The following is a 21705-nucleotide window of genomic DNA, read 5'->3' on the forward strand; positions in this document are numbered from 1 at the left end:
GTCCGTTACGGCAGCGCCAGCATCCGCTCCAGCGCCAGCTTGGCGAACGCCTCCGTCTCCTTGTCGACCTCGATCCGGTTGACCAGGGTGCCCTCGGCGAGGGACTCCAGGGCCCAGACCAGGTGGGGCAGGTCGATGCGGTTCATGGTCGAGCAGAAGCAGACCGTCCGGTCGAGGAAGACGATCTCCTTGTCCTCGGGCGCGAAACGGTTCGCCAGCCGGCGCACCAGGTTCAGCTCCGTGCCGATGGCCCACTTGGAGCCGGCCGGGGCGGCTTCGAGGGTCTTGATGATGTACTCGGTCGAGCCGACGTAGTCCGCCGCGGCGACGACCTCGTGCCGGCACTCGGGGTGCACCAGCACGTTCACCCCCGGGACGCGCTCGCGCACGTCCTGGACCGACTCCAGGCTGAACCGGCCGTGCACGGAGCAGTGGCCGCGCCACAGGATCATCTTGGCGGCGCGCAGCTCGTCCGCGGTCAGGCCGCCGTCCGGCTTGTGCGGGTTGTAGACCACGCAGTCGTCCAGGGACATGCCCATGTCGCGGACGGCGGTGTTGCGGCCCAGGTGCTGGTCCGGCAGGAACAGGACCTTCTCCCCCTGCTCGAAGGCCCAGTCCAGGGCGCGCCGGGCGTTGGAGGAGGTGCAGATGGTGCCGCCGTGCTTGCCGGTGAACGCCTTGATGTCGGCGGAGGAGTTCATGTACGAGACCGGCACCACCTGCTCGGCCACGCCGGCCTCGGTCAGCACGTCCCAGCACTCGGCGACCTGCTCGGCGGTCGCCATGTCGGCCATGGAGCAGCCGGCGGCGAGGTCGGGCAGGACCACCTTCTGGTCGTCGGAGGTCAGGATGTCCGCCGACTCGGCCATGAAGTGCACACCGCAGAAGACGATGTACTCGGCCTCCGGGCGGGCGGCGGCGTCCCGGGCCAGCTTGAAGGAGTCGCCCGTGACGTCGGCGAACTGGATGACCTCGTCGCGCTGGTAGTGGTGGCCGAGCACGAAGACCTTGTCACCCAGCTTGGCCTTGGCGGCGCGGGCGCGCTCGACCAGCCCGGGGTCGGAGGGCGACGGCAGGTCACCGGGGCACTCGACGCCCCGCTCGCTCTTCGGGTCGGCCTCGCGGCCGAGCAGCAGCAGGGCGAGCGGGCTCGGCTGCACGTCGAGTTCCGGGGTCTGGGCGGTGGTCACGGCACGCACCCTTTCTACTTTTCGTCTAACTGACGCTATCTATCATAGCTGGTTCACGTCACTTTGACGATGGCGATAGCGTCGATGTGACGTGAATCCCCCCGGCCTCCGCTCCGGGCCGCTGTCCGCCCGACGGGCCGTGTGCGAGCATGAGGAGGGAAGTGAAAACGCGACAACGCGAATGCCCGGCCCGGAATGAATCCGCGGAATCGCCGGTTGCACTCGTCGGCAAGCAGTCTCCGTACAACCCGGGAGAGATGTAGATGTCCGTATCGGACGAGACCACCACCGTCACCGACGGCATCATCCTGACCGACGCCGCGGCGGCCAAGGTCAAGGCCCTGCTCGACCAGGAAGGCCGCGACGACCTCGCGCTGCGCGTCGCCGTCCAGCCCGGCGGCTGCTCCGGCCTGCGCTACCAGCTCTTCTTCGACGAGCGCTCGCTCGACGGCGACGTGGAGAAGGACTTCGGCGGGGTCAAGGTCGTCACGGACCGGATGAGCGCCCCGTACCTCGGCGGCGCCACCGTCGACTTCGTGGACACGATCGAGAAGCAGGGCTTCACGATCGACAACCCGAACGCGACGGGCTCCTGCGCCTGCGGCGACTCCTTCAGCTGAGCCGCGATCCGACCGAAGAAGGCGGCGGCCCCCCTCGGGGGGCCGCCGCCTTCGCGTCGCGCGCCGGCCGGCGCGGTGGCACCGGTCAGCGCGGCGTCGCCGGTACGGCCGGGCGGAGCGCGCCCGGGGAAGCCTGCGGGATCGCCCTGCCGTCCGTGCCGACCACCGCCCGCCCGGCCGGCGGGGCGGCGAGCGTCACCGTCCGCACGTACTCCTTGGCGATCAGTACGCACACCCGGTCCGGCCAGGGCCGCTCGGTGACCGTCACCGTCACCCGGTCGCCGCTCTCCCGCGCCGACGCGTCGTAGTCGGCGCACACCCCGCCGAAGAAGCGCACCCGCAGGGTCCGCCCGTCGGCCGTGTACGAGGTCACCGGCACGCTCCGGCTCTTGCCGGACGTGGGCGGCGGGGCGAGGTACTCCGGGACGACCGCCGGATACGTCACCGTGAACGCGCCGTCCGCCCCGGACCCGCGCACCCGGAACAGCCAGGACGGCACCAGCGCCGGCCGCCCGCCGGCCGACCGCGCGGCCAGCCCGAACACCGCCTGGTCCACCGTGGCCGTGCCACCGCCGGCCGGCCGCTCAGGCGCCCCCGTGGACGCCCCGCACGGCTGCTCCAGCCGGTCCTTCAAAGGCACCGGGCTCGCGCACCCGCCGGTTCCCATCCGGTGCCCGTCCCGCGCCTTGCCGTTCAGCAGCTCCAGCGTCTTCGCGGCGCCCAGCACGGGATAGACGGCGCCCTTCACCGGCGCGCTCAACCGCCCGTGCCCGCCGACCAGTTCACCCGTGCGGCCGACGGTCAGGCCGGTCGTCCAGCCGTACGTGGGCAGTCCGCCCACCACCGGGTCCGCGTCGACCACCCGCTGGGCACCCTGGACCCGGCTCGCGTCGGTCCGCGCGCCGCCCAGCCCCGCCGCCGCCAGCACCGGCGCCGCCGCCGCCTCGGCGTCGGCCGCGCTCACCGGGGCACCGGCCGGGCGGCCCGGGTCCGGGGCGCACACGGTCACCTTGCGGCAGTCGTCGGTGCCCGGCGCGTACCGGCTGTACGACCAGTTCCCCGGCGCGTCCCGGTCCACCGTCAGACGCGGCCCGGAGCCGTCCTGGCCGCCCACCCGCCAGCTCCGCCCCTCGGCCACCGGCGCCCCGTCCAGGCCGAGCGCCTTCGCCAGCCGGACCACGCGCTCCCGGCCGACCTCGCCCGCCGGCGCGTAGACCGCCGCCGTACCGGGCCCGGCCGGCAGCTCGCCCGCGGCCACGTACCGGACGCCGGACGGGTCCGGCTCGCCCGGCGCGATACCGCCGTCGCCGTCCGCGGCCGGGCCGTCCAGCGCGAGCGGCGGGGGAGTGCCGTGGCCGGACGCGGCCGGGGCGCTCCCGCCCTGGCCGCCCGGTCCGCCGCCCGCCGCCAGGCAGGCGCCGCCGCCCCCGGCCAGCAGGACGGCCGCGACGGCGCAGGCGACGGCGGCGGGCGACCGCCGCCGCCCGGCCGCGCGTCCGCCGTCCGCGGTGACCCGCTGCCCGGCCGCGGCCGCCGCCGCACCCTGTCCGGACGCCTTCGCCGCCCCGGTCGTCCCGGCTGCCTCGTCTACGCCGTGTGTCTCGGACGCCTCTGATGCCTCGGATGCCTTCGGAACCGCCGCGTCGCCGGGGTCCTCGGGCTGCTCGGTGTTCACCGCATCGCTCCTCGCTGGGTCGGGTCCGGCCGTCCCCGCGCGGGGACGGTGATGGGACGCGGGAGAGGAGCGCGCGGTTCCCGGGCACGCGCCCGGCGGGTCAGTCGCCGTAGTCCGACATCGCGTCCAGCAGCCGGGCCGACCGCGCCGGCACGCTGACCCCGTGGATGCGGGACGGGGACACCGGACCGGGCTCGGCCCGCTCCGGTACCGCCCAGTGCGGGGCCATGCGGGCGCAGTCGCCGCGCAGCGAGGCGAGGCCGCCGCCGGACTCGGCCGGCGCGGAGGGAAGGGCCTTGGGGTTCGTCATGACCGCACCGTACGCACGCCGCGGACCGCGGAGAAAGATCTACTATCGGGTAGTTTCGTCAACTTCAGCGGCGGCGGCCGACCGGGTAGCGTGAACTGTCAACGCCGTCTCCCGCAGGAGAGTCCCCGTCGTGCGCATCGCAGTCACCGGCTCCATCGCCACCGACCACCTCATGACCTTCCCCGGCCGTTTCGCCGACCAGCTCGTCGCGGACCAGCTGCACACGGTCTCGCTCTCCTTCCTGGTCGACAACCTCGACGTGCGCCGCGGCGGCGTCGGAGCCAACATCGCCTTCGGCATGGGCCAGCTCGGCACCCGGCCGGTCCTGGTCGGCGCCGCCGGCCCCGACTTCGACGACTACCGCGCCTGGCTCGACCGGCACGGTGTGGACACCGAGTCGGTCCGCATCTCCGAGACCCTGCACACCGCCCGGTTCGTGTGCACCACCGACGCCGACCACAACCAGATCGGCTCCTTCTACACCGGCGCGATGAGCGAGGCCCGGCTGATCGAGCTGAAGACCGTGGCGGACCGCGTCGGCGGCCTCGACCTGGTCCTCATCGGCGCCGACGACCCCGAGGCGATGCTCCGCCACACGGAGGAGTGCCGCTCCCGGAACATCCCGTTCGCCGCCGACTTCTCCCAGCAGATCGCCCGGATGGAGGGCGAGGAGATCCGGACACTGCTGGACGGCGCGACCTACCTGTTCTCCAACGAGTACGAGAAGGGGCTCATCGAGTCCAAGACCGGCTGGAGCGACACGGAGATCCTGTCCAAGGTCGGCCACCGGATCACCACGCTCGGCTCGCGCGGCGTACGCGTCGAGCGCTCCGGCGAGGACCCGATCGAGGTCGGCTGCCCGGAGGAGGAGCGCAAGGCCGACCCCACGGGCGTCGGCGACGCCTTCCGCGCGGGCTTCCTGTCCGGGCTGGCCTGGGGCGTCCCGCTGGAGCGGGCGGCGCAGATCGGCTGCATGCTCGCGACGCTGGTCATCGAGACCGTGGGGACGCAGGAGTACCAGCTACGGCGGGCCCACTTCATGGAGCGGTTCGTGAAGGCGTACGGCGAGGACGCCGGCCGGGAAGTCCGCGCCCACCTCGGCTGAGGTCCCCGCGGAGGCGCCTCCCGCGGCCCCGGCCCGGGGGGCGTCTCAGCCCGCCCTGCGGACCACGTACGCCGTGCCGCGGTCCGCCGGCTCCTCGCCCACGTACTCCTGGCCCCGCATCTCGCACCACGCCGGGATGTCCAGGCGGGCCGCCTCGTCGTCGGACAGGACGCGGACCGTGCCGCCCACCGGCACGTCGCCGATCACCTTCGCCAGTTCGATGACCGGGATCGGGCAGCGCTTGCCGAGGGAGTCGACCACCAGGTCCTCCCGGCCCGCCCCCGGACCCGCCTGGGTGACCGGGGCCGGGGTGCCCAGCTTCTCCCGCACCCCGGCCACGGCTTCCGGCAGCACCCGCAGGAACCGCTCCACGTCCGCCTCGGCCGTCCCCGCTGGCAGGGACACCCGGACGTTGCCCTCGCTCAGCACGCCCATCGCCTTCAGCACATGGCTGGGTGTCAGCGTGCCGCTCGTGCAGGAGGAGCCGGAGGAGACCGCGAAGCCGGCCCGGTCCAGCTCGTGCAGCAGCGCCTCGCCGTCGACGTAGAGGCAGGAGAAGGTGACGATCCCGGGCAGCCGGTGCCCGGCGTCGCCGACCACCTCCGTGTCCGGCACCAGCCGCGGCACCCGGGTGCGGATCCGCTCCGTCAGCTCCCGCAGCCGTACCGCCTCCTGGGCCGCCTCGGCCCGCACCGCGCGCAGCGAGGCCACGGCCGCCACGATCGCCGGGATGTTCTCGAACCCGGGCGCCCGGCCCGACTCCCGTTCGTCCACCGGCCCCCGCGCGGCGAACCGCACTCCCTTGCGCACGACGAGCAGTCCGACCCCGGCCGGCCCGCCCCACTTGTGCGCGCTGGCCGCGAGCAGCGACCAGTCGCCCTCGACCGGCCCCCAGCCCAGCGACTGCGCCGCGTCCACCAGCAGCGGCACCCCGGCGGCCCGGCACACCTCGGCCACCCGGGCCACCGGCTGCACGGTGCCCACCTCGTGGTTGGCCGACTGCAGGCAGGCCAGCGCGGTGTCCGCCCGGAGCGCCGCCTCGTACGCCGAAGGGGTGACGGCTCCCGCCCGGTTGACGGCCACCCGGGTGACGCTCCCGCCCTCCGCCTCGAACTCCTCGGCCGCATGGAGGACGGAGGAGTGTTCGACCGCTGACACGATCAGGTGGCGTCCGGTCCGGCGCCGCCCGGCCAGCGCCCCCGCGATCCCGGTGTGCACGGCCCGGGTGCCGGACGGGGTGAAGACCAGCTCGTCGGCCCGGCACCCGACGGCCTCGGCGGCGGCCTCGCGCGCGGCGTCCAGCAGCATCCGCGCCCTGCGCCCCTCCCGGTACAGCCGCGCGGGATCCGCCCATCCCTCGTCCAGGGAGGCCGACAGCGCCTGGCGGGCGACGGGGTGGAGAGGGGTGGCGGAGGCTGCGTCGAAGTAGGCCATACGGCAACGTTAAGACCCCGGCGGAGGCGGTCCGTCCGCAGGCGTGAAACGGTCGCGTTGACGGCCGCGGCGTGGAGTGCGACCAGCGCTGACGTACCCGCAGCCGCCAATCCAGCGAACCACCCCACCCAGTAGGCACCCCTCCCCGCGAACCCTCGGAGAGGGTGGGCTAGGGTTTGGTCCGCATAAACATCCAAACCCCTGCCCGACGCAGGGCGGCGACCGACCAGCGAGAAGGCCGCAGCCGACCGCGCGGGCGAGACTCTCGGGAAGGCGCTACGTGAGTCCCAACGGCTCCGACCGCTCGCCGCGGCGCCCGATGCGGCGGAAGCTGCTGCAGGCACTGACCGCGGGCCTGGTCCTGGCGACCGCAACCGGTTGCACATACAAGGACTTCCCCCGCCTTGGCATGCCCACCCCGACCACGGAAGAGGCTCCGCGGATCCTCTCCCTATGGCAGGGCTCCTGGGCTGCCGCGCTCGCCGTCGGCGTGCTGGTGTGGGGCCTGATCCTGTGGAGTGCTTTCTTCCACCGGCGCAGCCGCACGAAGGTCGAAGTACCTCCGCAGACGCGGTACAACATGCCGATCGAGGCCCTCTACACGGTGGTCCCGATCATCATCATCTCGGTGCTCTTCTACTTCACGGCCCGGGACGAGTCGAAGCTCCTCGACATGTCCAAGAAGCCCGACGTCACGGTCAACGTGGTCGGCTTCCAGTGGAGCTGGGGCTTCAACTACATCTCGGACGTCCCCGGGTCCACCGGCGACGCCAAGACCGACAAGAACCTGGCCGGTGTTCCGGACCGGTACAAGAAGGACTTCCCGGCGAACGCCGGCGGTGTCTACGACGTCGGTACGCCCGCCTCGCGGAACCCGCAGACCGGCAACCCCGGGCCGACCCTCTGGCTCCCCAAGGGCAAGACGGTCCGCTTCGTCCTGACCTCGCGTGACGTCATCCACTCCTTCTGGGTGCTGCCGTTCCTGATGAAGCAGGACGTCATCCCGGGCCACCCGAACGCCTTCCAGGTGACTCCCAACAAGGAGGGCACCTTCCGTGGCAAGTGCGCCGAGCTGTGCGGCGTCGACCACGCCCGGATGCTGTTCAACGTGAAGGTCGTCTCCCCGGAGCGCTACGAGCAGCACCTCAAGGACCTCGTCAAGAAGGGGCAGACCGGTTACATTCCCGCGGGCATCGACCAGACGCCGCACGAGAAGAACCGGGAGTCGAACATCCTGTGAGCATCCTCAACGAACCCCAGGGTGCCGCGGCAGCAGGGTCCCACTATGAGGACGAGCTGCCGGTCCGGCGCCAGCGCCGCGGCGAAGTCGTCGTCAAGTGGCTGACGACGACCGACCACAAGACGATCGGCACGATGTACCTGGCGACGTCGTTCGCCTTCTTCCTGATCGGCGGCGTGATGGCGCTGCTGATGCGCGCCGAGCTGGCCCGTCCGGGCGAGCAGTTCATGTCGAACGAGCAGTTCAACCAGGCGTTCACGATGCACGGCACGATCATGCTGCTGATGTTCGCGACGCCGCTGTTCGCCGGCTTCGCGAACTGGATCATGCCGCTGCAGATCGGCGCGCCGGACGTGGCGTTCCCGCGGCTGAACATGTTCGCCTACTGGCTGTACCTGTTCGGCTCGCTCATCGCGGTCGGCGGCTTCCTCACCCCGCAGGGCGCGGCCGACTTCGGCTGGTTCGCCTACTCGCCGCTGTCGGACGCGGTCCGCTCGCCGGGCGTGGGCGCCGACATGTGGATCATGGGTCTGGCCTTCTCCGGCTTCGGCACGATCCTCGGCTCGGTCAACTTCATCACCACGATCATCTGCATGCGCGCGCCCGGCATGACGATGTTCCGCATGCCGATCTTCGTGTGGAACGTGCTGCTGACCGGTGTGCTGGTCCTGCTGGCCTTCCCGGTGCTGGCCGCCGCGCTGTTCGCCCTGGAGGCGGACCGCAAGTTCGGCGCCCACGTCTTCGACGCCGCCAACGGCGGCGCCTTGCTGTGGCAACACCTCTTCTGGTTCTTCGGCCATCCAGAGGTGTACATCATCGCGTTGCCGTTCTTCGGCATCATCTCCGAGGTCATCCCGGTGTTCTCCCGGAAGCCGATGTTCGGCTACATGGGTCTGATCGCCGCGACCATCGCGATCGCCGGTCTGTCCGTGACGGTGTGGGCCCACCACATGTACGTCACCGGTGGTGTGCTGCTGCCGTTCTTCTCCTTCATGACCTTCCTGATCGCGGTGCCGACCGGTGTGAAGTTCTTCAACTGGATCGGCACCATGTGGAAGGGCTCGCTGTCCTTCGAGACGCCGATGCTCTGGGCGACCGGCTTCCTGATCACCTTCACGTTCGGTGGTCTGACCGGTGTCATCCTGGCCTCGCCGCCGATGGACTTCCACGTCTCGGACTCGTACTTCGTGGTGGCCCACTTCCACTACGTGGTCTTCGGCACGGTCGTCTTCGCCATGTTCTCCGGCTTCCACTTCTGGTGGCCGAAGTGGACCGGCAAGATGCTGGACGAGCGCCTGGGCAAGATCACCTTCTGGACGCTGTTCATCGGCTTCCACGGCACCTTCCTGGTCCAGCACTGGCTGGGCGCCGAGGGCATGCCGCGCCGGTACGCCGACTACCTGGCGGCCGACGGCTTCACCGCGCTGAACACGGTCTCGACCATCAGCTCCTTCCTGCTCGGCCTGTCGATCCTGCCGTTCCTCTACAACGTGTGGAAGACGGCCAAGTACGGCAAGCCGGTCGGCGTGGACGACCCGTGGGGCTACGGCCGCTCGCTGGAGTGGGCCACGTCCTGCCCGCCGCCCCGGCACAACTTCGTCACCCTGCCGCGGATCCGCAGCGAATCCCCGGCGTTCGACCTGCACCACCCCGAGATCGCCGCGCTCGAACAGCTTGAGCACGCCGGTCACGGCACCGCCGTCGCGGGCAGCAAGGAGGCCGGCAAGTGAAGATCCAGGGTCGGATGTTCATCTGGCTGAGCGTCTTCATCCTGATCATGGCCATCGTGTATGGCGTGTGGTCGAAGGAGCCGGCCGGTACCACGGCGCTCTTCCTGGCCTTCGGCCTGGCCGTCATGATCGGTTTCTACCTGGGCTTCACCGCCCGGCGGATCGACGCGGGCGCCCAGGACGACAAGGAGGCCGACGTCGCGGACGACGCGGGCGAGCTGGGCTTCTTCAGCCCGCATAGCTGGCAGCCGCTCATGCTGGGCTTCGGCGGCGCGGTCGCCTTCCTCAGCATCGCGGTCGGCTGGTGGCTGATCTACTTCTCCGCGCCGTTCATCGTCATCGGCCTGTTCGGCTGGGTGTTCGAGTACTACCACGGTGAGAACCGGACCCAGTAGGGCGCGCTGAACGCACCGGGAGCCCGGACCTTCCTGACGGAGGGTCCGGGCTCCCTTCGTTTGCCGTAGCGACGTTCGCTCGTATGCGTTGTCCGCCGTGCCGGTCGTCCCGTCATCTCATAGCGTGATCACATGAACCACACTGCGCGGACCCGCAGCGTCGTCGGCTGCACCCTGCTGGTGACCGCCCTCGGTGCGGGCGTCACCGCTTGCGGTTCGGACGGCAACCCCCTGTCGGCCAGGCCGTACGACGCAGCGGACCTGATCTCCTTCAACGGCCCCACCGAGACCGGGAAACGGGTCGACCCGGACAAACCCCTGGAGGTCACCGCCAACAGCGGTGAGGGCCGCATCACGGACGTCGTCGCCCGGGACTCCACCGGGCGCTTCGTGACGGGCGAACTCGCCGCCGACGGCAGCCGCTGGCACAGCACCTCCCCCCTGGCCGCCGGCGCCCGCTACACGGTCACGGTGAGCACCGAGGACGAGGACGGCGCACCCGGCCGCAAGGTCCTCGCCTTCGACACCAGCAAGCCCGCCGGCCGGAAACGGCTGGGCGTCACCTTCGGACCGGGCAACGGCACCTACGGCGTCGGCCAGCCCGTCACGGCCCAGCTCGACCAGGGCATCAAGGACAAGGCCCAGCGCGCCGTGGTGGAACGGGCGCTGCGGGTGGAGTCCGTGCCCGCCGTGCCGGGCGCCTGGTACTGGGTGAGCGACAAGGAACTCCACTACCGCCCCAAGGACTACTGGCCCGCCCACGCCACCGTCCGGGTGCACAGCAACCTGGACGGCATCCGGATCGGCGACCGGCTGTGGGGCGGGAAGTCCGCACCGCTGAAGCTGACCATCGGCGACCGGGTCGAGGTGGTCACGGACGCCGCCGCGCACCAGCTCACCTACTACAAGGACGGCCGGGAGATCGAGCAGATCCCGGTCACCACCGGCAAGCCGGGCTTCGAGACCCGCAACGGCGTCAAGGTGGTCCTGGAGAAGCAGTACTTCGTACGGATGCGCGGGAGCACCGTCGGCATCGCCGAGGGCAGCTCGGACTCCTACGACCTGCCGGTCTACTACGCCACCCGGGTGACCTGGTCCGGCGAGTACGTCCACGCCGCGCCCTGGTCCGTGGGCTCCCAGGGCTACGCGAACGTCAGCCACGGCTGCACCGGGATGAGCACGTCCAACGCCGAGTGGCTGTACGACAACATCCGGCCGGGCGACGTCGTCCGGGTCGTCAACTCCGAGGGCGACCCCATGGAGCCCTTCGGCAACGGCTTCGGCGACTGGAACGTCGACTGGAACAAGTGGCGCACGGGCAGCGCCCTGACGGGCAAGACCCCGGACGGCTCCGCCCCGGCGGACACCGTGCGCCTGCGGCCAGCGGCCGTGTGAGCGCCCTGGAGGGGCACGGGACCGCGTGCGGCACGCGGTCCCGGTGCCCCGCGCTCCTAGGCGCTCAGCAGCCTCTTGCGCCGCAGCAGGGAGGCGAGCGAGGCGGCGAACTCCACCGGGTCCACCGGCAGGGTCACCGCGGCGTCCGCGCGGCTCCACGTGGCCAGCCAGGCGTCCTGCGGCCGGCCCATGAGCAGCAGCACCGGCGGGCAGTCGAACACCTCGTCCTTGATCTGCCGGCACACGCCCATGCCGCCCATCGGCACGGCCTCGCCGTCCAGCACGCAGACGTCGATGCCGCCCCGGTCCAGCTCCCGCAGCACCGCGTCGGGCGTCGCGCACTCCAGGAACTCCACCGGCGGGACGTCCGGAGCGGGCCGGCGCCCGGCGGCCAGCCGTACTTGCTCGCGGGTGTTGGAGTCGTCGCTGTAGACCAGCACCGTGGCGGTCGGCTGCATTGTTCCTCCGGGACGTCGGCGTCGTACGGACGGGACGGACAGGGCCGTCTGGGCGGATGTTACTCCCCTGAACACCACGTCAGCACCGGTTCGGCGGGGGGCAACACTCCGAACGGCACCCCCCGGAGTGAGCGCGAGATAAGCGACCGACATAATGTCGGTCGTGGCGACAGCAACGACAGTAGATACCGGGCACGCGCACCCGTCGGTCAACCGGCCGAACCTCACCAGCGTCGGAACCATCATCTGGCTGAGTTCCGAGCTGATGTTCTTCGCGGCCCTCTTCGCGATGTACTTCACCCTCCGGTCGGTGACCGGACCGGCTCACTGGAAGGAGATGGCGGAGGCACTGAATGTGCCCTTCTCCGCCACGAACACCACGATCCTGGTGCTCTCCTCCCTCACCTGCCAGCTCGGCGTGTTCGCGGCCGAGCGCGGCGATGTGAAGAAGCTCCGTGGCTGGTTCATCCTCACCTTCATCATGGGTGCGATCTTCATCGGCGGTCAGATCTACGAGTACACGGAGCTGGTGAAGAAGGACGGCATCTCGCTGTCCTCGGACCCGTACGGCTCGGTGTTCTACCTGACCACCGGCTTCCACGGCCTGCACGTGACGGGTGGCCTCATCGCCTTCCTGCTGGTCCTCGGCCGTACCTACATGGCCAAGAGGTTCACTCACGAGCAGGCGACCGCCGCCATCGTCGTGTCCTACTACTGGCACTTCGTCGATGTCGTCTGGATCGGCCTCTTCGCCACGATCTACCTGATCAAGTAGCGGGAACCTCTCCCGCACATCCAGAAGCACCGACGCAGAAGATCCTGACACCGGGGTAATCCGTGAAAAAGCTCTCCGCACGACGACGCCATCCGCTGGCGGCGGTCGTCGTCCTACTCCTCGCGCTGGCGGCCACTGGGGGGCTGTACGCCGCGTTCGCGCCCGCGGGCAAGGCACAGGCCGATGAAACCGCCCAGTCCCTGACCATCAAGGAGGGCAAGAAGCTCTACGAGGTCGGCTGCGCCAGCTGCCACGGCACCGGTGGCCAGGGCTCCTCCGACGGCCCCAGCCTCGTCGGCGTGGGCGCCGCCGCGGTCGACTTCCAGGTGGGCACCGGCCGTATGCCGGCCTCCACCTCCCAGATGGCCCAGATCCCGCGCAAGAAGGTCACCTACTCGCAGGCCGAGATCGACCAGCTGGCCGCGTACGTCGCCTCGCTGGGCGCCGGCCCGAGCGTGCCCACCAAGCAGCAGTACGGCCCCGAGGGCGCGGACATCGCCAAGGGCGGCGAGCTGTTCCGCACCAACTGCGCGCAGTGCCACAACTTCACCGGCAAGGGCGGTGCCCTGACCAAGGGCAAGTTCGCGCCGACGCTGGAGGGTGTCGCTCCGAAGCACATCTACGAGGCCATGCAGACGGGCCCGCAGAACATGCCGTCCTTCCCCGACACCACGATGTCGGAGAAGAACAAGAAGGACATCATCGCGTACCTGAACGCGGTCAACGGCGACAAGACCGAGAACCCGGGTGGTCTGGAGCTGGGCGGTCTCGGACCGGTCAGCGAGGGTCTGTTCGGCTGGATCTTCGGCCTCGGCACGCTGATCGTGGTCGCCGTCTGGGTCGCCGCTCGGACCGCAAAGGCCAAGAAGTCATGAGTAGCCAAGACATTCCAGAAGAGAACCTGCCCGCTGAGCAGGACCACGCACATGGCGCGGTAGGGGTCGCGGACGAGGAGAACCCGTTCGCCGACCCGGGGCTGCCGCCGCACGAGCACCGGATCCAGGACATCGACGAGCAGGCCGCCAAGCGGTCCGAGCGCGTGGTCGCCCTGCTGTTCACGGTGTCGATGCTGGCCACCATCGGCTTCATCGTCTCGTACCTGGCGGTGCCGCACGACAAGGCGGTCTTCGTCTTCCCGATCGGCCACATCAACGCGCTGAACTTCACGCTGGGCCTCACCCTCGGCGTGGCGCTGTTCTGCATCGGCGCGGGCGCGGTCCACTGGGCCCGCACCCTGATGTCCGACGTGGAGGTCGCCGACGAGCGTCACCCGATCGAGGCGTCCCCCGAGGTCCGGGCGAAGGTCCACGCGGACTTCCGCCTGGGCGCCAAGGAGTCGGCGCTCGGCCGCCGCAAGCTGATCCGCAACACGATGTTCGGCGCTCTGGCCCTGGTGCCGCTCTCCGGCGTCATGCTGCTCGGCGGCCTCGGCCCGGCGCCCGGCACCAAGCTGCGCCACACCATGTGGGCCAAGGGCAAGCGCCTGGTCAACATGAACACGAACCAGCCGCTGCGTCCCGAGGACGTCGCCGTGGGCTCGCTCACCTTCGCCAAGCCCGACGGCCTGGAGGAGCACTCCGAGGAGTTCCAGACGGAGATCGCCAAGGCCGCCCTGATGATCGTCCGCATCCAGCCGGGCAACATCAAGGACAAGCGCGAGCTGGAGTGGTCGCACCAGGGCATCGTCGCCTACTCGAAGATCTGCACCCACGTCGGCTGCCCGATCTCCCTGTACGAGCAGCAGACGCACCACGTGCTGTGCCCGTGCCACCAGTCCACCTTCGACCTCTCCGACGGTGCCCGAGTGATCTTCGGCCCCGCCGGCCACGCCCTGCCGCAGCTGCGCATCGGTGTGGACAGTGAGGGTTACCTCCAGGCGCTCGGCGACTTCGAGGAGCCCGTCGGTCCTGCTTTCTGGGAGCGCGGATGAGTACTGCAGACAACGCGACGCCCCGCTCTCGCGGGCAGGCGCCGGCCGGCGAGCGGTTCGCCGACTGGGCCGACGGCCGGCTGGGGATCTACTCCCTCGCCAAGGCCAACATGCGCAAGATCTTCCCCGACCACTGGTCGTTCATGCTCGGCGAAGTGTGCATGTACAGCTTCATCATCATCATCCTGACGGGTGTCTATCTGACGCTGTTCTTCCACCCGTCGATGAACGAGGTGCAGTACCACGGCACGTATGTCCCGCTCCAGGGACAGCTGATGTCGGAGGCGTTCAACTCGACCCTGCACATCTCCTTCGATGTGCGCGGTGGTCTGCTCGTCCGGCAGATCCACCACTGGGGTGCCGTGGTCTTCATCGCCGGCATGTTCGTGCACATGATGCGCGTGTTCTTCACCGGCGCGTTCCGCAAGCCGCGTGAGATCAACTGGCTGTTCGGCTTCCTGCTGCTCTTCCTGGGCATGTTCACCGGTTTCACCGGTTACTCGCTCCCGGACGACCTGCTCTCCGGCACCGGTGTCCGCTTCATGGAGGGCGCGATCCTGTCCGTGCCGATCATCGGCACGTACATCTCGTTCTTCCTCTTCGGCGGCGAGTTCCCGGGCGGCGACTTCGTGGCCCGCTTCTACTCGATCCACATCCTGCTGCTGCCGGGCATCATGCTGGGCCTGATGGTGGCCCACCTGATCCTGGTCTTCTACCACAAGCACACCCAGTTCGCGGGTCCCGGCAAGTCGAACAACAACGTCGTCGGCATGCCGCTGCTCCCGGTGTACATGGCGAAGGCCGGCGGCTTCTTCTTCCTGGTCTTCGGTGTCCTCGCGGCCCTCGCGGCGATCGCGCAGATCAACCCGATCTGGGCGATCGGCCCCTACCGTCCGGACCAGGTGTCCACCGGCGCCCAGCCGGACTGGTACATGGGCATGGCCGAGGGTCTGATCCGCGCCATGCCGGGCTGGGAGATCAACTTCTGGGGCCACACGCTGGTCCTGGGCGTGTTCATCCCGCTGCTGCTGTTCGGCGTGATCCTCATGGCGATCGCGGTCTACCCGTTCATCGAGTCGTGGGTCACCGGCGACAAGCGCGAGCACCACATCCTGGACCGCCCGCGCAACGCCCCGACCCGTACGGCGTTCGGTGTCGCCTGGCTGACCGTGTACTTCGTGATGCTGATCGGCGGCGGCAACGACATCTTCGCCACGCACTTCCACCTGTCGATCAACGCGGTCACCTGGTTCGTCCGGATCGCCTACTTCGTGGCCCCGGTCATCGCGTTCATCGTCACCAAGCGGATCTGCCTCGGCCTCCAGCGCCGCGACCGCGACAAGGTGCTGCACGGCCGCGAGACCGGCATCATCAAGCGGCTGCCGCACGGTGAGTTCATCGAGGTGCACGAGCCGCTCAGCCAGGAGCAGCTGCACACGCTCACCGCGCACGAGCAGTACACGCCGGCCGAGATCGGCCCGACGGTCGACGAGAACGGCGTCGAGCGCAAGGTGCCGGCCTCGCACAAGCTGCGGGTGAAGCTGTCCAACGCCTACTTCGGCGAGGACAACCAGATCCCGAAGCCGTCCGCCGAGGAGTACAAGGAGATCACGAGCGGCCACGGCCACCACTGATCCCCGCGTCGCCACGCCACGCCGAAGGGCCCCGTCCGCGAGCCGGACGGGGCCCTTCGCCATGCCGCCGGGCTGGATAGGGTGGGGGGCGACGGAGCAGGAATCTGTACGAGGAGCGGCTGATGAGCGCTGTGACCCCCGCTGGAGGCGACACCGCGGCGGGCCGCTCCTGGCCCGCCCTGCTGAACGGCCTGCTGGACGGCCGGGACCTGTCCGCGGACGACACCGCGTGGGCGATGGACCGGATCATGCGCGGGGAGGCGACCGACGCCCAGATCGCCGGGTTCGCGGTGGCGCTGCGGGCCAAGGGCCAGACGGTCCAGGAGATCACCGGCCTGGTCCGCACCATGTACGAGCACGCGAACGTGATCGAGGTGCCCGGCCGCACCGTCGACATCGTCGGCACCGGCGGCGACGGCGCCAAGACGGTGAACATCTCCACGATGTCCTCGCTCGTCGTGGCCGGTACCGGCGCGAAGGTCGTCAAGCACGGCAACCGCGCCGCGTCCTCGGCGTCCGGCTCCTCCGACGTGCTGGGACAGCTGGGGGTCAACCTCGACCTGTCGCCGCGCCGGGTGGCCGAGGTCGCCGACGAGGCCGGCATCACCTTCTGCTTCGCGGTGAAGTTCCACCCGGCGCTGCGCCATGTGGGCGCCGCCCGCGGGCAGTTGGGCATCCGGACGGTGTTCAACCTGCTCGGCCCGCTGACCAACCCGGCGCGGGTGCGGGCCCAGGCGGTCGGGGTGGCCGTCGCCCGCGAGGCGCCGATCGTCGCGGGCGTGCTCGCCGAACGCGGCAACTCCTCGCTGGTCTTCCGCGGGGACGACGGGCTGGACGAGCTGACGACGACGGCCACCTCCCGGGTCTGGGTGGTGCGGGACGGCAAGGTCCGCGAGGAGTCCTTCGACCCGCGCGACGCCGGCCTCCGCCTGGTCCCGGTGGAGGCCCTGCGCGGCGGCGACCCGGCGTACAACGCGCAGGTGGCCCGCCGGCTGCTGGACGGCGAGCACGGGGCCGTACGGGACGCCGTGCTCCTGAACGCGGCGGCGGCGCTGGTCGCCCTGGACCCGGCGGACGCGCCGCTCGCCGAGCAGCTCAGGGCGGGCATGGCGAGGGCCGCGGAGTCGATCGACTCCGGGGCGGCCCGGCGGGTGCTGGAGCGCTGGGTGGCCGCCAGCAACGCGTGAGGTGACCGGAAGTCGTCCCGCGATCCGGACACGGGGTTGCGGGACGACGATCATCTCGCGTACTTTTCTGCACCAGGTCATGAGTGACAGTCATGAGGCCCCGGCCGACTGTCCGGCAACCCTCCGTCCGTGGCGGGGTGCCCCGGGTGAAGACCAGGCCGTGGACAGCAAGGTCCACGGCAAGCGCGGATCCCTCGCACCACCAGGGATCCTGGTCGTCGAGGAGTCTTCCGTGAGCAAGCGAATGCGTTAGGGCCGCAGAGCCCCGCCTCCGCACACCCTTTTCTCTTCACCCCGCCGCGTTCCGCATTCCTTCACGGGAGTTCGCCATGTCTGTCTCCACCGCTGCCGCCGACCAGTCCGTTTGCACCCCTCTGCCCGTTCTGGGGGCAGATGTCTCCGTGCCGCTGGTCACCGGCGGCGAAGTCACCTACGCGGCCCTCGACTACGCGGCCAGCGCCCCGGCCCTCCAGCGCGTCTGGGACGACGTCGCCGCCTACGCCCCGTACTACGGCAGCGTCCACCGCGGGGCCGGCTACCTCTCCCAGCTCTCCACCGACCTGTTCGAGAACGCCCGTGCGGCGGTCGCCGAGTTCCTCGGCTGCCGGCCCGGTGACCAGGTCGTCTTCACCCGCTCCACCACCGACTCCCTCAACCTGCTGGCCCGGGTGGTCCCGGCCGGCTGCCGGGTCTTCGTCTTCGAGACCGAGCACCACGCCTCCCTGCTGCCCTGGCAGCACGCGGACGTCACCTACCTCGACGCCCCGCGCACCCCGCAGCAGGCCGTGGAGACCCTGGAGCGCGCCCTCGCCGAGCGCGACCCGCACGGCCCGGCCCTGGTCTGCGTGACCGGCGCCTCCAACGTCACCGGCGAGCTGTGGCCGGTGCGCGAACTGGCCGCCGCCGCGCACGCCCACGGCGCCCGGATCGTCCTGGATGCCGCCCAACTGGCCCCGCACCACCCGGTGTCCGTCGCGGACCTCGACGTGGACTGGATCGCCTTCTCCGGGCACAAGCTGTACGCGCCCTTCGGCTCCGGTGTCCTCGCCGGCCGCGCCGACTGGCTCCAGGAGGCCGAGCCGTACCTCGCGGGCGGCGGCGCCAGCCGCAAGGTCACCCGGCGCGAGGACGGCGGCGTGGCCGTGGAGTGGCACGAGACCGCGGCCCGGCACGAGGCCGGCTCCCCGAACGTCATCGGCGCCTACGCCATCGCCTCCGCCTGCAAGGCGCTCACCGAGGCCGGCTGGGACGCCCTGGTCGCCCGCGAGCGGCACCTGATCGCCAAGGTCCGCGCGGGCCTGGCCGAGGTCCCCGAGGTGCGCGTGCTGTCCCTGTTCGGCGACGACGCCCCGCGGGTCGGCGTCATCTCCTTCGTCGTCGAGGGCTGGAACAGCTCCCACTTCGCCGCCGCGCTCTCCGCCGAGTACGGCATCGGCGTCCGCGACGGCCTGTTCTGCGCCCACCCGCTGGTGCGCACCCTGCTCGGCAGCGACCCGCAGACCCAGGGCGAGTGCGGCGCCCCGGAGGCGGCCCCGGGCGAGAAGTCCCTCAACGCCATCCGCGTCAGCTTCGGCGCGGGCACCCCGGACGAGCACGTCGAGCGCTTCGTCACCGCGGTGCGGGAACTGGTCCGGGACGGCGCGAAGTGGCAGTACCGCACGGAGGAGGGCCGCTGCGTCCCGGCGGTCTGACGCCGGCCCGCCGCGCGACAGGCCGCGCCCCGGGGCCTGTCCGCCCGTTCCTGTCGCGCGACGGGAACGGCCGGGCGGGCCCTAGTTGTCCAGGCCGATCGCGAACGCGGCTTCCAGGTCGTGCTGGGAGTAGGTGCGGAACGCCACGTGCGTGTCCGTGCCCTCCACACCGGGGATCTTGCTGATGCGGCCGGGGATGACCTCGGCGAGGTCCTCGTGCTGCCGGACCCGGACCATGGCGATCAGGTCGTAGGTGCCGGTGACCGAGAAGACCTCGCTGACGCTGTCCAGCGCGGCGATCCGCTCCGCGATCTCGGGGATCCGGTCCACGCTGGTCTTGATCAGAACGATCGCGGTGATCACGGTTGTCTCTCTCCCTCGGTGACCGGAGCCGGTGCGGCCTTCACTCTAGTCCCACGGCCGTAGCGCACCCACGCGTAGCCGAAGCCGAGACCGAAGCCGACCAGGTGGGCGAGGTAGGCCACCCCCGGCCCGTCCGAGGCCCGCCCGGCCGCCAGCCACTGCAGGGCCGCCCAGCAGGGCAGCACGACCCAGGCCGGGAAGCGCAGCGGCAGGAAGAACAGGAACGGCAGGAGACTGGTCACGCGCGCCCGGGGGAACAGGTAGAGGAACGCTCCCAGCACCGCCGAGACCGCACCGGAGGCGCCGACCAGCGACTGCCCGGACGCGGCGTTCGCCGCCGCGTAGCCGAGGAGGGCGAGGTAGCCGCAGCCGGCGTAGAACAGCGTGAACTCCACCCGTCCCATCCTCTCCTCGGTCATCGCTCCGAAGACGAAGAGGAAGAGCATGTTGCCGAGCAGATGGACCCAGCTGCCGTGCACGAACAGCGCGGTGGCCGGGGTGAGCGCGCCCCGGGCCGGTCCGTCGAACAGCTCGGCCGGGACCACGCCCCAGCGCCGGAAGTACGCCCGCTGGACGGCCGGCAGCGCGTCCCCGGAGCCGTACCCGGGCACCAGCCCGGAGGCCGGGCCGAGCGCGAAGAGCAGGACGCACAGCGCGATGAGCCCGTACGTCACCGGCGCCGGCGTGCTCCGGACCGCTCTGAGGGCCCTGCCGGCGGCCGTGCTCCAGGTACTGATCATGACTACAGAGCATGACGTAACGGGACGCATGCCGACAGACCGCCTCGCCGCCGTGGACGGACGGGCGGCGAGTGACCGCCAGGCCGTAGGGTTACGAGCCACACGCGCCGGTCAGCGGCGCGGACCGACACGAGAAGGAGCGGACCAGCGCGATGACGGTTCCCCTGCCGACCGCCACGACCCGGTGGCGCTGTGCCCTGTGCGGCAACCTCACCCGGTTCGACGTGACCCGCTCGTCCAAGGTCGTCGAGTACATCCACCTCGATCTGGCCGGCGAGCCCACGGTGGAGGAGCGCGAGGTGGTCAGTGAGACCATCGAATCGGTGCGCTGCCGCTGGTGCAACGCGGTGGACCAGGTGGAACTCGTGGACAGGCCGGGCGCCGGCTCCTGAGCGGAGCCGCCCCGGAGAGGCTCTTTTTCCGGTATTGGGGTGTGACGGATGGTGGAGACCGCAGGCGGGGGGCCGGACGACGGCACCGCTGAGGTGCTTGACCGTCCGCTGCCCGACGGTGTGCGCCGGCGGGTCGTGCAGATCGTCTCGGACGCTTTCGGCGGGCTGACCGTGGCGGAACTGCCCGCCCAGTTGCGGCAGTACGCCCGGTTCGCCCCGAACCGCCGGGCGAAGTTCGCCGGGAACGCGATGGCGGCGGCGCTGGAGACCGACCCGCTGTTCCGGCAGCGGATCGGCGAGAAGTTCCGGGAGACGCAGGCGGAACTCGCCGGCGCCCTCGACGCCGGCGCCCCGCCCCCGGCCGCGGACCCGCTCGACGTGGCGGCGGCGGCCTACGTGCTGCGCCCCGCGGGCTGGGTGAAGCTGGTCGCCGCGGCCGGCGAGGAGGCCCAGCGCGCCGACGCCGAGCGGGCCGACGAGGAGAGCCGGGCCGAGCTGGAGCGGCTGCGCGCGGAGCTGGCCCAGGCCCGCGACCACACGCGCGCCGAGACCGAACGGCTGCGCGTGGAGCTGGAGTCGGCGAAGAAGGAGGCCGAGTCGCTGCACCGCAAGCTGCGTTCGGCGCTCAACGACGTCAAGCGCGGGGAGGCCGCGCTGCGCAAGGTCCAGGGCGAGATCGACGCCGTGCGCGCCGAGACGCAGGTGCAGGTGTCGGCGGCGGAGAGCGAGTCCCGGCGGCTCAAGGCCCGCCTGGGCGAGGCCGAGGCCGCGCTGGAGGCCACCCGCCGGGCGGCCCGGGAGGGCCGCAGCGTGGAGGACATGCGGGTGCGGCTGCTGCTCGACACCCTGCTGGAGGCGACCCAGGGCCTGCGGCGCGAACTCGCGCTGCCGCCGGTGTCGGTGCGCCCCGCCGAGACCGTCGACGCGGTGGAGCCGGGCCGGATGACCCCGAAGGACATCGCCGCGCGCGCCCTGTCGGAGCACGATCCGGCGATCCTCGACCAGTTGCTCGCGCTGCCGCAGGCGCACCTGGTCGTCGACGGCTACAACGTGACCAAGACCGGCTATCCGCAGATGCCGCTGGAGAAGCAGCGGCTGAGGCTGCTGGGCCAGCTCTCGGCGCTCGCCGCGCAGACCGGGGCCGAGGTGACCTGTGTCTTCGACGGGGCCGAGCTGGCCGCGCCGGTGCTGCTGGCGCCGCCGCGCGGGGTGCGGGTGCTGTTCTCCAAGCCGGGTGTCACGGCCGACGAGCTGATCCGCCAGCTCGTGCGCGCCGAGCCGCCGGGACGTCCGGTCATCGTCGCCTCCACCGACCGGGAGGTGGCCGACGGGGTCGCGAAGGCGGGCGCCCGGCCGGTGGCCTCCGCGGTGCTGCTGAAGCGGCTGTCCTGAAGGTCCAACAGGCCCGGATAATGCCCGAATTGGCAGGCAACGTCACGCA

21 protein-coding genes and 1 riboswitch are annotated in these 21705 nt (G+C 71.0%); of the genes, 14 read left to right on the forward strand and 7 right to left on the reverse strand.

Going from position 1 to position 21705, the window contains the following annotated elements; all coding sequences use genetic code 11:
• Positions 1-5 precede the first annotated feature (5 nt).
• Positions 6-1190 carry a quinolinate synthase NadA gene (nadA, locus tag ACZ4SV_RS18865; RefSeq protein WP_397980512.1) on the reverse strand — a complete coding sequence of 395 codons (1185 nt, stop codon included), beginning with the start codon at positions 1188-1190 and terminating at the stop codon, positions 6-8.
• A 263-nt stretch (positions 1191-1453) separates the two neighbouring features.
• Between nadA and ACZ4SV_RS18870 the strand changes: the two genes are divergently transcribed.
• Positions 1454-1810, forward strand: a complete 357-nt coding sequence (locus ACZ4SV_RS18870; protein ID WP_023551351.1) for an iron-sulfur cluster assembly accessory protein — start codon at positions 1454-1456, stop codon at positions 1808-1810.
• Between the two features lie 85 nt (positions 1811-1895).
• Here the strand turns inward: ACZ4SV_RS18870 and ACZ4SV_RS18875 are convergent, their stop codons facing one another.
• Positions 1896-3485 carry a hypothetical protein gene (locus ACZ4SV_RS18875; RefSeq protein WP_468005578.1) on the reverse strand — a complete coding sequence of 530 codons (1590 nt, stop codon included), beginning with the start codon at positions 3483-3485 and terminating at the stop codon, positions 1896-1898.
• A gap of 100 nt (positions 3486-3585) precedes the next feature.
• Positions 3586-3795: a hypothetical protein gene (locus ACZ4SV_RS18880; protein ID WP_365882704.1), complete on the reverse strand. Its 210-nt coding sequence runs from the start codon at positions 3793-3795 to the stop codon at positions 3586-3588.
• Positions 3796-3925: 130 nt separating this feature from the next.
• On the opposite strand from ACZ4SV_RS18880, the gene ACZ4SV_RS18885 reads away from it, so the two are divergent.
• Entirely contained in the window at positions 3926-4900 is a 975-nt protein-coding gene (locus ACZ4SV_RS18885) for a carbohydrate kinase family protein (protein ID WP_468005580.1), read from the forward strand.
• 45 nt (positions 4901-4945) lie between these two features.
• Here the strand turns inward: ACZ4SV_RS18885 and ACZ4SV_RS18890 are convergent, their stop codons facing one another.
• Entirely contained in the window at positions 4946-6334 is a 1389-nt protein-coding gene (locus ACZ4SV_RS18890) for an aminotransferase class V-fold PLP-dependent enzyme (RefSeq protein ID WP_468005582.1), read from the reverse strand.
• Positions 6335-6614: 280 nt separating this feature from the next.
• On the opposite strand from ACZ4SV_RS18890, the gene ctaC reads away from it, so the two are divergent.
• The 4 genes from ctaC (at position 6615) to ACZ4SV_RS18910 (ending at position 11094) form a co-directional block, all read left to right on the forward strand.
• On the forward strand, positions 6615-7574 hold the full coding sequence (gene ctaC, locus ACZ4SV_RS18895) for an aa3-type cytochrome oxidase subunit II (RefSeq protein ID WP_365882698.1): 960 nt from the start codon (positions 6615-6617) through the stop codon (positions 7572-7574).
• Entirely contained in the window at positions 7571-9304 is a 1734-nt protein-coding gene (gene ctaD, locus ACZ4SV_RS18900) for an aa3-type cytochrome oxidase subunit I (protein ID WP_365882696.1), read from the forward strand. The genes ctaC and ctaD overlap by 4 nt, the downstream gene beginning before the upstream one ends.
• A complete protein-coding gene (locus ACZ4SV_RS18905) occupies positions 9301-9699 on the forward strand; it encodes a cytochrome c oxidase subunit 4 (RefSeq protein WP_365941985.1) in 399 nt (132 codons plus the stop codon). The genes ctaD and ACZ4SV_RS18905 overlap by 4 nt, the downstream gene beginning before the upstream one ends.
• Before the next feature lie 132 nt (positions 9700-9831).
• The gene (locus tag ACZ4SV_RS18910; RefSeq protein ID WP_365876108.1) at positions 9832-11094 is read left to right on the forward strand and encodes a L,D-transpeptidase; all 1263 of its coding nucleotides are present in this window, start codon (positions 9832-9834) and stop codon (positions 11092-11094) included.
• A 56-nt stretch (positions 11095-11150) separates the two neighbouring features.
• Here the strand turns inward: ACZ4SV_RS18910 and ACZ4SV_RS18915 are convergent, their stop codons facing one another.
• A complete protein-coding gene (locus ACZ4SV_RS18915; protein WP_468005585.1) occupies positions 11151-11552 on the reverse strand; it encodes a response regulator in 402 nt (133 codons plus the stop codon).
• 154 nt (positions 11553-11706) lie between these two features.
• Here ACZ4SV_RS18915 and ctaE point away from each other — a divergent pair, with 154 nt between their 5' ends.
• The 6 genes from ctaE to ACZ4SV_RS18945 all read left to right on the forward strand — a co-directional run bounded on the left by ctaE (position 11707) and on the right by ACZ4SV_RS18945 (position 18769).
• Positions 11707-12327 carry an aa3-type cytochrome oxidase subunit III gene (ctaE, locus tag ACZ4SV_RS18920; RefSeq protein ID WP_365876104.1) on the forward strand — a complete coding sequence of 207 codons (621 nt, stop codon included), beginning with the start codon at positions 11707-11709 and terminating at the stop codon, positions 12325-12327.
• 62 nt (positions 12328-12389) lie between these two features.
• The gene (gene qcrC / locus ACZ4SV_RS18925; RefSeq protein ID WP_397941994.1) at positions 12390-13202 is read left to right on the forward strand and encodes a cytochrome bc1 complex diheme cytochrome c subunit; all 813 of its coding nucleotides are present in this window, start codon (positions 12390-12392) and stop codon (positions 13200-13202) included.
• Positions 13199-14257 (forward strand): cytochrome bc1 complex Rieske iron-sulfur subunit, encoded by a 1059-nt coding sequence (gene qcrA / locus ACZ4SV_RS18930; RefSeq protein ID WP_468005588.1) that lies wholly within the window; start codon positions 13199-13201, stop codon positions 14255-14257. Before qcrC ends, qcrA begins: the two co-directional genes overlap by 4 nt.
• Positions 14254-15891: a cytochrome bc1 complex cytochrome b subunit gene (gene qcrB, locus ACZ4SV_RS18935; RefSeq protein ID WP_365876098.1), complete on the forward strand. Its 1638-nt coding sequence runs from the start codon at positions 14254-14256 to the stop codon at positions 15889-15891. Before qcrA ends, qcrB begins: the two co-directional genes overlap by 4 nt.
• Before the next feature lie 122 nt (positions 15892-16013).
• A complete protein-coding gene (gene trpD, locus ACZ4SV_RS18940; RefSeq protein WP_397941997.1) occupies positions 16014-17078 on the forward strand; it encodes an anthranilate phosphoribosyltransferase in 1065 nt (354 codons plus the stop codon).
• Between the two features lie 75 nt (positions 17079-17153).
• Positions 17154-17270: riboswitch (SAM riboswitch) on the forward strand.
• A 137-nt stretch (positions 17271-17407) separates the two neighbouring features.
• Entirely contained in the window at positions 17408-18769 is a 1362-nt protein-coding gene (locus ACZ4SV_RS18945; RefSeq protein ID WP_468005591.1) for an aminotransferase class V-fold PLP-dependent enzyme, read from the forward strand.
• Positions 18770-18850: 81 nt separating this feature from the next.
• Here the strand turns inward: ACZ4SV_RS18945 and ACZ4SV_RS18950 are convergent, their stop codons facing one another.
• A complete protein-coding gene (locus ACZ4SV_RS18950; protein WP_360734273.1) occupies positions 18851-19132 on the reverse strand; it encodes an Lrp/AsnC family transcriptional regulator in 282 nt (93 codons plus the stop codon).
• The gene (locus tag ACZ4SV_RS18955; protein ID WP_365876090.1) at positions 19129-19872 is read right to left on the reverse strand and encodes a rhomboid family intramembrane serine protease; all 744 of its coding nucleotides are present in this window, start codon (positions 19870-19872) and stop codon (positions 19129-19131) included. The genes ACZ4SV_RS18950 and ACZ4SV_RS18955 overlap by 4 nt, the downstream gene beginning before the upstream one ends.
• 152 nt (positions 19873-20024) lie before the next feature.
• Here ACZ4SV_RS18955 and ACZ4SV_RS18960 point away from each other — a divergent pair, with 152 nt between their 5' ends.
• The gene (locus ACZ4SV_RS18960; RefSeq protein WP_365876088.1) at positions 20025-20264 is read left to right on the forward strand and encodes a hypothetical protein; all 240 of its coding nucleotides are present in this window, start codon (positions 20025-20027) and stop codon (positions 20262-20264) included.
• Between the two features lie 48 nt (positions 20265-20312).
• Complete coding sequence (locus ACZ4SV_RS18965) at positions 20313-21656, forward strand: NYN domain-containing protein (RefSeq protein ID WP_468005594.1); 1344 nt, start codon at positions 20313-20315, stop codon at positions 21654-21656.
• Positions 21657-21705: the final 49 nt, after the last annotated feature.

This window comes from Streptomyces sp. NPDC027672 (assembly GCF_055566335.1).

Excerpts from the sequence above, each read along its gene's own strand:
- ACZ4SV_RS18870 (WP_023551351.1), top strand. The coding sequence starts at position 1,454 with ATGTCCGTATCGGACGAGACCACCACCGTCACCGACGGCATCATCCTG.
- ACZ4SV_RS18880 (WP_365882704.1), bottom strand. The coding sequence starts at position 3,795 with ATGACGAACCCCAAGGCCCTTCCCTCCGCGCCGGCCGAGTCCGGCGGC.
- ACZ4SV_RS18890 (WP_468005582.1), bottom strand. The coding sequence starts at position 6,334 with ATGGCCTACTTCGACGCAGCCTCCGCCACCCCTCTCCACCCCGTCGCC.
- ACZ4SV_RS18910 (WP_365876108.1), top strand. The coding sequence starts at position 9,832 with ATGAACCACACTGCGCGGACCCGCAGCGTCGTCGGCTGCACCCTGCTG.
- ACZ4SV_RS18915 (WP_468005585.1), bottom strand. The coding sequence starts at position 11,552 with ATGCAGCCGACCGCCACGGTGCTGGTCTACAGCGACGACTCCAACACC.
- ctaE (WP_365876104.1), top strand. The coding sequence starts at position 11,707 with ATGTCGGTCGTGGCGACAGCAACGACAGTAGATACCGGGCACGCGCAC.
- qcrA (WP_468005588.1), top strand. The coding sequence starts at position 13,199 with ATGAGTAGCCAAGACATTCCAGAAGAGAACCTGCCCGCTGAGCAGGAC.
- qcrB (WP_365876098.1), top strand. The coding sequence starts at position 14,254 with ATGAGTACTGCAGACAACGCGACGCCCCGCTCTCGCGGGCAGGCGCCG.
- trpD (WP_397941997.1), top strand. The coding sequence starts at position 16,014 with ATGAGCGCTGTGACCCCCGCTGGAGGCGACACCGCGGCGGGCCGCTCC.
- ACZ4SV_RS18945 (WP_468005591.1), top strand. The coding sequence starts at position 17,408 with ATGTCTGTCTCCACCGCTGCCGCCGACCAGTCCGTTTGCACCCCTCTG.
- ACZ4SV_RS18955 (WP_365876090.1), bottom strand. The coding sequence starts at position 19,872 with ATGATCAGTACCTGGAGCACGGCCGCCGGCAGGGCCCTCAGAGCGGTC.
- ACZ4SV_RS18960 (WP_365876088.1), top strand. The coding sequence starts at position 20,025 with ATGACGGTTCCCCTGCCGACCGCCACGACCCGGTGGCGCTGTGCCCTG.
- ACZ4SV_RS18965 (WP_468005594.1), top strand. The coding sequence starts at position 20,313 with ATGGTGGAGACCGCAGGCGGGGGGCCGGACGACGGCACCGCTGAGGTG.